The 11,839-nt window shown below is 48.5% G+C and carries 11 protein-coding genes; all 11 read right to left on the reverse strand.

Translation table 11 applies throughout. The features are described from left to right. Nucleotides 1–17: 17 nt before the first annotated feature. The 11 genes from H8698_RS09385 to H8698_RS09435 all read right to left on the reverse strand — a co-directional run bounded on the left by H8698_RS09385 (nt 18) and on the right by H8698_RS09435 (nt 11,835). The gene (locus H8698_RS09385) at nt 18–677 is read right to left on the reverse strand and encodes a DUF6320 domain-containing protein (protein ID WP_249313137.1); all 660 of its coding nucleotides are present in this window, start codon (nt 675–677) and stop codon (nt 18–20) included. Between the two features lie 16 nt (nt 678–693). Continuing rightward, the gene (locus H8698_RS09390) at nt 694–1,941 is read right to left on the reverse strand and encodes a phthiocerol/phthiodiolone dimycocerosyl transferase family protein (RefSeq protein ID WP_249313139.1); all 1,248 of its coding nucleotides are present in this window, start codon (nt 1,939–1,941) and stop codon (nt 694–696) included. Then, entirely contained in the window at nt 1,942–2,886 is a 945-nt protein-coding gene (locus H8698_RS09395) for an alpha/beta hydrolase (RefSeq protein ID WP_249313140.1), read from the reverse strand. It abuts the gene before it with no gap. Nucleotides 2,887–3,231: 345 nt separating this feature from the next. Then, nucleotides 3,232–4,455, reverse strand: a complete 1,224-nt coding sequence (locus H8698_RS09400; RefSeq protein WP_249313142.1) for an FAD-dependent oxidoreductase — start codon at nt 4,453–4,455, stop codon at nt 3,232–3,234. Between the two features lie 24 nt (nt 4,456–4,479). Then, on the reverse strand, nt 4,480–6,030 hold the full coding sequence (locus tag H8698_RS09405) for a DUF975 family protein (RefSeq protein ID WP_249313145.1): 1,551 nt from the start codon (nt 6,028–6,030) through the stop codon (nt 4,480–4,482). Nucleotides 6,031–6,048: 18 nt separating this feature from the next. After that, complete coding sequence (locus H8698_RS09410; RefSeq protein ID WP_249313147.1) at nt 6,049–7,140, reverse strand: hypothetical protein; 1,092 nt, start codon at nt 7,138–7,140, stop codon at nt 6,049–6,051. A gap of 79 nt (nt 7,141–7,219) precedes the next feature. Beyond that, nucleotides 7,220–8,470, reverse strand: a complete 1,251-nt coding sequence (locus H8698_RS09415; protein ID WP_249313149.1) for a serine hydroxymethyltransferase — start codon at nt 8,468–8,470, stop codon at nt 7,220–7,222. Nucleotides 8,471–8,536: 66 nt separating this feature from the next. Next, a complete protein-coding gene (locus tag H8698_RS09420; RefSeq protein WP_249313152.1) occupies nt 8,537–9,022 on the reverse strand; it encodes a hypothetical protein in 486 nt (161 codons plus the stop codon). 71 nt (nt 9,023–9,093) lie between these two features. Further along, nucleotides 9,094–9,846 (reverse strand): 16S rRNA (uracil(1498)-N(3))-methyltransferase, encoded by a 753-nt coding sequence (locus H8698_RS09425; protein WP_249313154.1) that lies wholly within the window; start codon nt 9,844–9,846, stop codon nt 9,094–9,096. 39 nt (nt 9,847–9,885) lie between these two features. Beyond that, nucleotides 9,886–10,641: an HAD family hydrolase gene (locus H8698_RS09430; protein ID WP_249313163.1), complete on the reverse strand. Its 756-nt coding sequence runs from the start codon at nt 10,639–10,641 to the stop codon at nt 9,886–9,888. A gap of 3 nt (nt 10,642–10,644) precedes the next feature. Next, nucleotides 10,645–11,835 (reverse strand): LL-diaminopimelate aminotransferase, encoded by a 1,191-nt coding sequence (locus H8698_RS09435; RefSeq protein ID WP_249313166.1) that lies wholly within the window; start codon nt 11,833–11,835, stop codon nt 10,645–10,647. Between the last annotated feature and the right edge of the window lie 4 nt (nt 11,836–11,839).

An 11,839-nucleotide genomic window follows, 5' to 3' on the forward strand; every position in this document is an offset into this window, starting at 1 on the left:
CGGTTGCCCCCTTTCTTTTACAGGTGAGATTTTTTCTTCAGCTCGGCGTAAAAGCTTCTGCCCTCAAACAGCAAAAGCCCCGCCAATAAAACCGCGCTCAGCGCAATGCAGATGAACGTAGGGTAGACCACCCTGATGTTCCCCGTGAGGTAGAGCGCAATGGGCGCAAGACCAAGAAGAACGTCGGTGAACAAACTCAGGATATATTCCTTCGGCGGCACCTTCAGCACAAAGTTGGTGACAGAAACCGAAATCAGCGCAGCGGAGCACAAAATGGGCACCGCATAATCGAACGACCAATTGTGCCAGCCTGTGACATAGTCCCACAAGATGCTGAAAATGCAGAACACCAGCGTAAGATATGTGATGTGCTTTGAGATGTTGGTAAGCCGCCGGAATGCAATGGTTGTGATGATGAAAAAGCACACGGCGCCAAACGCCACAAAATGTGCCCACATGCCGCTTTGGGGAATCATCAAATTCACGGCGGCAGACAGCACGCAAACGGCGATGGTGGCGAATAAAATCAGTTTTTTAAGGATTTTAAACCGGCTTTGTTTTGCTGTTCCGATTTCGGGGAACATTTTTTCGCTTTCGCCTGTCACCTGCGCCTGGCACAGGGGGCAAACGTTCTGCGTGCCCCGGATCTGCACGTTACATTTACTGCAAAATTTCATTTATGGCAAGTCCTTTCTAATCGTCTTCAAAGTTGCTCACAATTGTGACGTCAATTCCCAAAGACGTCAGCTTTCTGAAAAAACGGCGCTCAATGTCCGTGCTCACAAAGGCAGAGGCGAAGCCAACGGTAAGCCTGTTTTCAAACGAACAGACGCAGGCCTGAATTTTGTCTGTGCTGTTATACACGTCGAACTGATGGATAAAGGGCGCAATTTCATCGGGCATGGAAACAACGCCTACGTTTGAAATGGTGGCCGTGGTGTCTTTGCCTGAAACCCGGTAGGCGAGCTTCAGTCCCTTGTCTTTTATCATCAGCGGGATGGGCTTTATAAAAATGTTGTGCTCAATGCGGGAAAACTGGTTTAGCTGGTTTAACAGATTTTCTTTGGTGAGCTGGCGTTTTAAATCCGCGTCTACCGCGCGGCAGACCTCCTCTAAGCCGGGATTTTTTTTATAAAAGTTATATTGCACGGAAACCAGGTTGAAAAAGTTCCGGGCTGAAACCGAGGGGAAAAATCTGCGCAAATTTACCGGCACGGCTAACGACACTGGCCTCCGTTTTGCACGCATGGGCAGCTCCTCAGCAATGGCCGTCATAAAACAGGCAGATAAAAAGGCAGTTACGGTAGCATGGTTTTGGTGGGCCGCGTCTAACACCTGATTTACGGGCATGCAGCCGCTCACAATCCGCATGCGGTCTTCAAAATACTGGGGCGATTTAATGGCACACCCCTTTTTTTGTTTTTGCTTTCGTTTATTTGCTTTTTCCTTGGTGTAATATTTTGAAAAGCTGTCGTCGCCCATCTGCGCGCGGGACGCATCGTAGTCAAACTCAGGCTCAGCCACTGCATATTTTTTTGAAACATATTTTATCACCAGCATCCGCAAAAAATGCATGGCGCCGGTGCCGTCGGTTAAGGCGTGAAACACCTCTAAATTAATGCGGCGGCTAAAATAGGTCACCTCAAACAAAAGCCCTTTGTAGCCGCTCTCATAAATTTTGGCACAGGGGAGCTTAAACTCCTTCCGCACTTTGGGGGAAAGGTCGGTGTCCTCAAAATAATACCAGAACCAGCCCCGCTTTAACACTGAGCGGAATACGGTGAATACCTTAATCGTGTCGTCTAATGCCTGCTGCAAAACGGTTTCGTCAACCTCCTCGTTCAGTTCGCAGGAGATACGGAACACCTGGGTGTTAAATTTTGCAATGGACGACGGGAAGATTTTTGCCGCGTTGTCCAGTTTACTCCAATTCGTATCCATTTATGTGTCATCCCTTTCAAGGGTATCCAGTTTTGTATCGTCGCAAGTTTCATTTAAAAACAGGTCAATCAGCCTGTGGCACTTTTTCACCTGCTCAAAGGTTGCAGGCAATGAGAAAAAGCCGTGCAGCGCGTCCTCAATCCGGAAGGTTTGCACCGGGGTTTTCGCCAGCCACAGCCTTCTGGCATATTCCTCACCCTCGTCGCGGAGGGGGTCGCACTCGGCGGTAATCAGCAGTACGGGGGGCAGGTTGGACAAATCTTCCGCCAAAAGCGGCGCAAAATAGGGATTGCTAAGATTTCGTTTATCCTGCACATATAAATCCATATACTCGCAGATGCGCTTTGCTGTCAGCAAAAAGCCCTCGCCGAATTTTTTCACCGACGCAAAGGGGGATGTTTCCGTGTGGTCGTGAAACGTTGCGGGATAGATTAAAATTTGCGCCCGAACCGGCGGACCGCCCCGGTCGCGCGCCATTTGGCAAACCACCGCGGCAATGTTCCCCCCAGCGCTGTCGCCAATAACAATGGGCTTGCCAAAGGCTTTTTCTACCTGGCACAGGGCGCTGTAGCTGTCGTTTACAGCGTAAGGAAACGCAAACTCCGGCGCTAAGCGATAGTCCAAAGCAATCACGCGGCTTTTGGTGCTTTCGGCCAAAGACGCGCAGGTGGCGGTGTAGCTGTCTACATCGCCAACCACCCAGCCGCCGCCGTGAAAAAACAGCAAAACTGCTTTCCGCGCCAAATTTTTGGGCGTGAAAATCCTGGCGGGAACATAGAACCCGTCTTCCGCCTGAAACGAGGTTTTTTCAATGGTGCAGGTAAGCGCAATGGGCGGGTGAATGAGCCGCTGGATTTTTCGGTTAATTTTATAGGTTTTACGAACGTCTAATTCGGGATATGACAGGGCGGCAAGTGCCGCTTTCGTCAGTTTGTTAATGGCCATTGCCTGCCGCCTCCAATCCGTATCGTTTTCTTTATTTTATCACAAAGACAGCGTGTTTACAAGGGAAAACGAAGGCTGATTTCAAAAATTTAACATTCGACAAAAGCCGCGGGCTTGTGCAGGAATACAAACGCCTGACAAAACAAAAAGCACACCGTGCATCAAAAAGTGTGCTTTTTTGCTTTGTTTATATAGCGGAGCTTTGTTTTCAAATTTAATTGTCAATTGGCTAATTTTATCACTGCTGTTTCAATTTGTTTACCATATGCTTTCGTTTCATAAATTAAACCATTTTTTGTTTTAATTGCGTTATAACTTTCTGTCCTGTAATCCTTATAACTGCTTTTATAAAAGCTCCGGAATAAGCTCACGGATATTTATGCTGCGCACGTCAGTCCTGTGTTTTGCACAGTGGCTGGCGGCAATGCCTGCCGCCTCGCCCATGGCGGCGCAGTTGGCGGTTACGCGAAAAGATGCCATTGCCTCATGGGTGCCGGATATGGTTCTGCCCGCAACCAGCAAATGGTGAATGTCCTTTGGAATGAGGCACCGGAACGGAATTTCATAAGGCTTTACGCTCCTTACGTCCTGCCCCAAATTGCTCTGGGTGTGAATATCAATGTTAAATGCCGCTTTCGTTATGCCATCGGGAAACGATGCGCCGGAAAGCAGGTCATTTGCCGTCAGCGTATATTCTCCCACAACCTGCACCGACTCCCGCACGCCCATCACCTGGGAAGAGCAGATAAGGTCTAAGTCAGAAAACGCCTTGTCGCTGCGTTTCAACAGCTCCACCGCCTCAATCATTTGCCGCCTGCCTTCAATGGCTGCGGCAGTTAAATCTTCGGCGGAGAAAGGATCTAGCCCATACATGTGGGTATATTGAATGGCCCCAAACCGGGAGTTGGGTGAGGTGATTAGATAGGGCATGTCAAAGGGAAGAGGCTTGCCCGCTTTTTTGAACATAGCGATAAAAATATCCTTCAAAAGCGCTCCGTCGCGATATGCCTGCGGCACATTGCCCACCAGAAACATCAGCGTCATGGCCTGGCGCGTTTCACTGTTTTCCTTTGTAACGTTTGCGCCGGCAGAAATTGCGCACAGCGCGTCGCCGGAGCAGTCTACAACAAAGTCGGCAAAATAGGCTTTTCTGCCGGAAACGCTTTCACAAATTACGCCAGTGATGGTGCTGCCCTCCATAACGGCCTTTGAAAAGGCTGTTTGAAACAGCAGTTTAACACCTGCTTCGGCGCATTTTTGCTCCAACAGGTGCTTCATATACTCATAGTTCATGCTTTCGTTCCAAAAACCGCCCCAGAATCCTTTCTTGTCTAATTCGTTAATCAATTCCCGCATAATGCCATTTTTGTTCTCATGGTCAAAAATGGGGTTAATAAAGCCGCTGGTCCACATGCCGCCTAAACAGTTTTGCCGCTCAATCAAAAGGGTTTTTGCTCCACAGCGCGCAGCGGCAATGGCCGCACAGCTTCCGGCGGGGCCGCCGCCCACCACAATTACGTCAAACCGACCCGCCACCGGGGTTGTGAGCTGTTCATTCATAAATTCCATTTTTCTCTCCATTTTATTTATAATTTATTGATAATCCGTAATTCCTTTGCCGCTGTTGGGGTTAAAGTGTGAATATACCTGATCGGCGCAGAACAGCGCTAAAAGCACAGTGCAAATTGTTCGTTTCTGCCGCTGCGGTATTTTTTGAAACAGGCCGTCCAGAGCGGGAGCAATGAGGTAGACTGCTGCGCAGCCGCCCAGAGCGAAAACTAAAAGCCCTTCCAGACAAATCCGGCCGTTTAAATTGAGGAAATAACCGCTGTAATCCCACCATTTCATGCCTTTGCTGAACTCCAAGTACCAGGACGTGGCATATTCAACAACGCCGCACAGCACCATGGTAGCGGCAAACATAAGTACGGGCTTGCTTCTGAATTTTTTTAGCAAAATAAGAACCAAAACGCCGCCTGTCCCGTAAATAGGCAGCCACGGCCCAAAGGAAACGCCCCTGTTTACAAAAACGCCGTCCTTAAACAAATGCAGACTGACCTCCCACACCCAGCCAACAAAGGAAAACGCAAAAAATATTAAAATCAGCGACGAGACGCTGTAACTTCTGTTGTAATCTGCGCGGGCCCAGTGCCTTGCAGGAGCAGGGGGAATAAAATAATCGTTAACAGGATATTCGCCAATTTGCTCCTCTTTATCCAGCAGAACATCGCACAAACGGTCGACTCCCGAAACGCAGCCAGCTTTGGCTTGGGCGCGGAGTGCCATATAAAATTCTGCGTCTGTCAGCTTTTTATATGGCTGAATAAAAAGGATTTCCAGCAGGTTAAACGTAAGCATATTCAAAAGGCTCCACGGCAGGAACGAAATATCCAGCACAAAGGCCCTCCATTTGTTCCCTTTCATCATTTCACGAGAAAGAGAAATCGCCTCCCGCGGGCTGATGTCCGGATTTTCTGCAGCGATAAACGGAACAAGCCGGTAAGAGTATGTTTTAATCAATCCGCCGACAATGGTAAAGGTCCAAAAAAGCTGGAACAGCCACTTGACAAACATAATTTTTACAATGCTGAAACAGCGTTTAATGTGCCAGGGAAATAAAATCCTGTTGAGCCGCGTACGACTGTAAATTCTGGCCTCAAGCAGATACCGGCAGAAGCCAATTTGCAAAACGTTTTTTAGAAAAATAAAAATTAAAAAACTGATAAGAGCACCTGCACCGATAATAATGCCGGGGCTGATCCGGTCGCTGAACACAATTTGGTTTATGGTGTTCATAATTCCATAAATCACGCTGCCTGCACCCTGGGTGTTGTTTGCAAACTGCGACAACACGCCGCCTGTCCAGCGTTTTGCCGTGTCGTTTTCTATGCCCATTCCGCCCAGAAAGCTGTCGACGATTTCCGTGTTACTGGTGCTTTCCTGCCGCGCGTTATCCACTGTTTTAGCGGCAGATGCCCCGGCAGACGGCCTGCTGTTCGGATGAAACATCTGTTCCGCGCTTTTAACCGGACTTACGGCATATCCCAGGGCAATTGAAACAAGCATACAGGTTATGACAATGCCCAAATAATTTCTTTTTAATGCGCCTTTCGCGTGGTGCTTTAAATCTTTTCTGTTCCACATAGCTAATTCTCCCTGTTATTAAAATTGAAAAGCCGAAAGCGGCAGAATGATATGCCCCAAAACGGTGGTAATCAAAACCGTATAAAATAAAATTTTTCCAAAAAATTCTGCAAATCCGCTCTCATTATATTTCGACCGTATTCTGTTAATGACAACAATCAGAACGGTTGCAATCAGAACGGTGTAAATTCCCCACACATTGATAAACTCAAGCAGGCCGGTGTGCAAAGCATCGGGCACAAGATTTGCACCAATCATCAGGTTGGTTACAGTTCCGATTAAAATTGCGGGCATCATACCCAAAGAATCTGTTTGGTGGTGTGCACAAATATACAACGTTATCAGCGCCCAAATTCCCGTTCCGATTAATGCAATAATACATTTCAAATAAAGGCCGATAGAATTGCGCTTTAATTCCATCGCAGTTAAAACTTCTGAATAGCTCTCCGTGCCGCCGCCTTTGTAATAGGCGCCCTCTGTATTGGCACTGCGGCGGTGAATAAAGAGCGCAGTGCCGCTTCTGTCAAGAGAAAACCCCGCTGCGTTCAGCTTCGGATTAATTCCGCTGTTTTCCTTATCTGGAATAAGCACAATGTGCTCAATATTATCAAGGGGCTTTAAATAGAGCCTGAGCTGATACGACCCCAGGGGAAACCGTTTTGTGCCAAATTCCTTCGACACATCTGCCGTCACTTCAAAAAGCTGATAATTGTTTCCGTTTTCCCTGTGTTCATCCTTTTTCACAATGTTTTTTATAGTCCCCTCATACAGTTCAAAACGGTGCTCCATATCCAAATCGTCAAAGCCGCTCCAATTAAACCAGCATTTGAATGTGACAGCATATTTTGAGTTTTTAATATCCACGCTGTCCAGCCGCTCAACATACGTGCCGGTTGTCAATTTCGCAGCGTTAGCAGAGGCGGCGATTTCAGCCTCCGTATAGGTGTCTGCTTCTGTGAAATAATAGTCCCAGCTTAGCTGTTCATTTTTTTTATCTGCGATAAGATAAACGCTTGCAGAAGTGATAAAAGCTGCCGCTGCAAATGAGACAAAGCAAAACCAGAAAAGCAGCATTTTTCGCTGCTGCGATGTTAATTTGTATCGTTTCATATTTACAGGCCCCGCTTATTAAATTTGTTGGAAACTCAAAAAAATCCCCGGCATTGGTTGCCGGGGTAATTTTTATGAACTATAAATTGCCGCCGCGGTAAAGCGGATATTTTGCACAAAGTGCTTCTACGCGCTTTGCAACGGCTTCTTTGGAATTTTCAAAATCGGAAATGAGCATATGAATTAGCGTGCCGATTTCCACCATATCTTCCTCTTTCATGCCGCGGGAGGTAACCGCCGGCGTGCCGATGCGAATGCCGCTGGTGATGAACGGGCTTTTTGTTTCAAACGGAATGGTGTTTTTGTTCACCGTAATGCGCACCTCGTCCAGCCGTTTTTCCGCTTCTTTTCCTGTTACGTCAAAGTTCGTTAAATCTACCAGCATCAGGTGGTTTTCCGTGCCGCCGGAAACTAAGCGAAAGCCCTGCTTGGTTAAAGTGTCGGCCAAAACAGCCGCGTTTTTCACAATCTGATTCTGATAAGCCTTAAACTCGTCTGTTAACGCTTCTTTAAAGCATACGGCCTTAGATGCGATAACGTGCATCAGCGGGCCGCCCTGAATTCCGGGGAAAATGGCCTTGTCAATCATCTTCGCATATTCCTCGCGGCAGAGGATTAGTCCGCCCCTGGGGCCGCGAAGGGTTTTGTGGGTGGTGGTGGTTACAAAGTCGGCATAGGGCACCGGGTTGGGGTGCAGCCCTGCCGCAACCAAGCCTGCAATGTGGGCCATGTCCACCAAAAGATATGCGCCCACCTCTTTTGCAATTTGAGCAAAGCGCTCAAAATCAATGATTCTGGGATATGCGCTTGCGCCTGCAATAATCATTTTCGGCTTGCATTCCTTTGCAAGCTTTAAAATTTCGTCATAGTTAATTTTCTCGTCCTTTTCGCTTACGCCGTAGGGAACGATGTTAAAATATTTACCGGAAATATTCACCGGGCTGCCGTGGGACAAATGTCCCCCGTGAGAAAGGTTCATGGAAAGCACGGTGTCGCCGGGTTCAAGGGCAGCAAAAAACACGGCCAGATTGGCACTTGCGCCGGAGTGGGCCTGCACGTTTGCGTGCTCTGCGCCAAACAGCTCTTTTGCGCGCTCTCTTGCCAGTTCCTCGGCCTTGTCAACAACTTCGCAGCCGCCGTAGTAGCGTTTGCCGGGATAGCCTTCCGCATATTTATTGGTGAGCGGCGAGCCCATGGCGCTCATCACCGCCTCGGAAACACAGTTTTCCGAAGCAATCAGTTCAATGTTCCTGTTCTGCCGTTCCAGCTCTTCTGAGATAACGCCGGCAATTTCAGGGTCGGTGTTTTTTATGTAGTCGAAACCAAACATTTTTTATAAAACCTCTTTTCAGTTATGTAGTAAAACGACGGCAAAGCCGCCCGAAAGCCAAGCGGCTTATTTTTTCTTTTTCTTCTTTTTACCCTTAGAAGCGTGCTGAATTTTCTTCTTTTCCACCGGCGCTTCGGGGTGGGTTTTTAAAATAACCGCTGTTACAATGGACAGCACAATGAAATATACCGCCATTAAAATGAAAACAGAAACAACGGCGACCTTCATTGTGAAAGCCGGAACGAGCTTTGTAACAAACCCAAACCGCGGCGCATAGGTAACCAGTGCGGCAATGAACATGCCGAAAAAGATTGCGCTGTAGTTTTTGATTTTCGGAAATTTTGTTTTGCCCAGCACAAAAAACACAATTGCCGCCACGGCGGAAATGATGCCGATAATCCCCACGGTGTAAGCCGTTTGAATTGCGTAGCCCGCGCTGATAAAATTGTAGACGTAGAGCATAATGAGCGCCCCGCAGAGCAAAATTCCAAAGTTTAAAATCAGCCTGTTGGATAGTTTTTCCCGTTCTTCCCTTGTCATAACTTTTGTCATTTGTCCCCAATACCTTTCTGCCCATAGATATTTAACGCGCCCGGCGCGGGCAAAGCCGGGGGTTTCAATTGTTAACTGAGTTCGCCAAATGCATACATCACGGCGGTGAGCACGGCACAGCCGGCAGTTTCGGTGCGCAAAATCCGTTTTCCAAGCGTTACGGCAGGAATTCCCGCCGCGGAAAATGACGCAATCTCCTCCGATTCAAACCCGCCCTCAGGGCCGATGAAAAAGCCCAGGCTTTTTGGTTTTCCATTGCCGGAAGCGGCCTCTAAAACAGATTTTAGCGGCATGTCCCGCTCGTTTTCATAGGCCGCAAAGGTAACGTCCAGCGCGCCGGCCATTAAAATGGCCTCAGGAAGCGGAACAACGCCTGTTACCTCAGGAATTACGCCTCTGCCGCACTGTTTTACAGACTCTGCCGCAATTTTGCGCCAGCGGGCAAGCTTTTTTTCCTCCGCCTTTGCGTCCCGCACAGCCGCCACACAGCGGTGGGCGGATACGGGCACAATACGGCCAATTCCCAGCTCGGTGCACTTTTCAATGATGAAATCCATCTTTCCCTGCTTGGGCAAAGCCTGAAACAGGGTAACGGCAAGCTCCGGCTCTGCCAGACAGGGGTGCGATTCGTTGATGTTCAGCTCCACCCGGTCTTTATAAAGGTCTGTAATAACAGCGGAGAAGTCTGTTCCCTGGCCGTCGCACAGGGTGATCGCGTCGCCCGCTGATAGTCTTAAAACCTTAGTAATGTGAGCCGCGTCGCTGCCGGAGATAACGGTGTGCCCATTTATAATTGAGTTTTTTTCTATAAAAAATTTCGGCATTTTTCCGCCTTTCTAAGCAAAAAACGCTTATTCATTATATCATTTTGCGTCCGGTTTGTCAAGAGAAGACGCACCGGCTTTGCCGCCGGCAAAAAACGCGTGCAGAGCGGCGCAGTCTGAAAAAAACGCGTCGGAGCGTGCGCGGATTTGTGTTTCGTCCTGAGCAGAATTCCGGTCTGCCACGGCAACGACTGCAATGTTTGCAGCATTTGCCGCCTCCACGCCGGCCAGGGAGTCTTCCACCACCAAACAATCGTCAGGGGATGCACCGAGGGCGGACAAAATCAGCTCATGCACCTGAGGCGAGGGCTTTAGCTCTGTTACATCGTCCCGGGTGTAAATGCGCGAAAACAGCGCGCCAAAGTTTGCCTTGCTTTTGATGTTTTCATTCCACTGCATATACTTTTCCACATTGGCCCGGGAGGTGGTGCTGGCAAGCACCAGGGTTCGCCCCTGCGCCTTTAAATAAGACAGCAGTTCCGCCGCGCTGGGCTTTAACTTCACGGTGTTTTTCAAATAGCCGTCTGCTATTTCATACCGCAGTTTGTGAATGTCCTCCGCTGACAGGCCTGATCCGCAAAGCATTCCTAAACTGGCACAGTAAGCTGCATAGGGGGCTTTTTCTCCGCGGAACCGGGTTAAAAGCTCGTCACGCCGCGTTTGAATAACGGTTTCTTCTTCAGGATGGCCGCCCAACTGCAAAATCAGCCTGCGGTCCACCTCGTTCCACATGCCGACCGAGTCTATCAGTGTGCCATCTAAATCGAAAATGATTACCTTTTTATCTTTCAGCATTGCTTACTTTTTATAAATATCCGCGTTTTCTAATCGGCGCATAGCTTCTTTCGTCTGCTCCGGGTCGCCGAAAGCCGTGAGCCGGAAGAACCCTTCGCCATTTTCGCCAAAACCCGCCCCCGGCGTGCCGTTGATGGAAAGCTTGGTGAGCAAATAGTCGAAAAAGTCCCACGACTTCATGCCTTCCGGGCACTTAAGCCAGATGTAGGGTGAATTTTCGCCGCCGGTGTAGAAAATGCCCAGCTTTTTCATGGTTGCTACAATTACTTTGGCGTTTTCCATATAACCGTCAATGTTTTCCTGAATTTGCTTTCTGCCCTCGGGGGAGAACACCGCCTCGGCACCACGCTGAACGATATAGTTCACGCCGTTAAACTTGGTGGTTTGGCGGCGCAGCCACATTTTGTTTAAGGAAAGACCGTCTGACTCCAGCTCCAGAGGAACAACGGTGTAACCGCAGCGCGTTCCCGTAAAGCCTGCCGTTTTCGAGAACGAGCAGAATTCAATGGCACATTTTTTCGCGCCCTCAATTTCAAAAATACTGCGGGGAAGGGAGCTGTCCCGCACAAAGGCCTCATAGGCTGCGTCGAACAGAATTATCGCGTGGTTATCAATTGCATAGTCCACCCACGCTTTCAGCTGATCTTTGGTATAAACCGCACCGGTGGGATTGTTGGGCGAGCACAGGTAAATAAGGCCGGCTTTCACCGCTTCGTCCGGCATGGGCAAAAAGCCGTTTTCTTCATTGGCGTTCATGTAAACAATATTTCTTCCGTCCATGATGTTCGTGTCCACATACACTGGATACACCGGGTCGGGAACCAGTACGGTGTTGTCTTTGTCGAACAAATCTAAAATGTTGCCCACATCACTTTTTGCTCCGTCGCTGACAAAAATTTCATCTAATTCCAGGCTTACGCCTTTTTCTTTATAATAATTTAAAATGGCTTCTTTTAAAAAGCCATAACCCTGCTCCGGGCCATATCCGCGGAAGCTTTCTGCTTTGCCCATTTCGTCGCAGGCCTTTTTCATGGCGTTTACCACGGCGGGGCAAAGGGGGCGGGTTACGTCGCCAATGCCAAGCTTAATGATGGGAAGCGCCGGATTGGTTTTTTGAAAATCTGCCACTTTTTTTCCGATGGTGGAAAACAGATAGCTCTGTTGTAAATTTTTGTAATTGGTGTTTAAGTTCATATGT

It is taken from the genome of Congzhengia minquanensis (genome assembly GCF_014384785.1).
GTDB classification, from domain to species: domain Bacteria; phylum Bacillota; class Clostridia; order UBA1381; family UBA9506; genus Congzhengia; species Congzhengia minquanensis.

Excerpts from the sequence above, each read along its gene's own strand:
- H8698_RS09385 (WP_249313137.1), bottom strand. The coding sequence starts at position 677 with ATGAAATTTTGCAGTAAATGTAACGTGCAGATCCGGGGCACGCAGAAC.
- H8698_RS09390 (WP_249313139.1), bottom strand. The coding sequence starts at position 1,941 with ATGGATACGAATTGGAGTAAACTGGACAACGCGGCAAAAATCTTCCCG.
- H8698_RS09395 (WP_249313140.1), bottom strand. The coding sequence starts at position 2,886 with ATGGCCATTAACAAACTGACGAAAGCGGCACTTGCCGCCCTGTCATAT.
- H8698_RS09400 (WP_249313142.1), bottom strand. The coding sequence starts at position 4,455 with ATGGAATTTATGAATGAACAGCTCACAACCCCGGTGGCGGGTCGGTTT.
- H8698_RS09405 (WP_249313145.1), bottom strand. The coding sequence starts at position 6,030 with ATGTGGAACAGAAAAGATTTAAAGCACCACGCGAAAGGCGCATTAAAA.
- H8698_RS09410 (WP_249313147.1), bottom strand. The coding sequence starts at position 7,140 with ATGAAACGATACAAATTAACATCGCAGCAGCGAAAAATGCTGCTTTTC.
- H8698_RS09415 (WP_249313149.1), bottom strand. The coding sequence starts at position 8,470 with ATGTTTGGTTTCGACTACATAAAAAACACCGACCCTGAAATTGCCGGC.
- H8698_RS09420 (WP_249313152.1), bottom strand. The coding sequence starts at position 9,022 with ATGACAAAAGTTATGACAAGGGAAGAACGGGAAAAACTATCCAACAGG.
- H8698_RS09425 (WP_249313154.1), bottom strand. The coding sequence starts at position 9,846 with ATGCCGAAATTTTTTATAGAAAAAAACTCAATTATAAATGGGCACACC.
- H8698_RS09430 (WP_249313163.1), bottom strand. The coding sequence starts at position 10,641 with ATGCTGAAAGATAAAAAGGTAATCATTTTCGATTTAGATGGCACACTG.
- H8698_RS09435 (WP_249313166.1), bottom strand. The coding sequence starts at position 11,835 with ATGAACTTAAACACCAATTACAAAAATTTACAACAGAGCTATCTGTTT.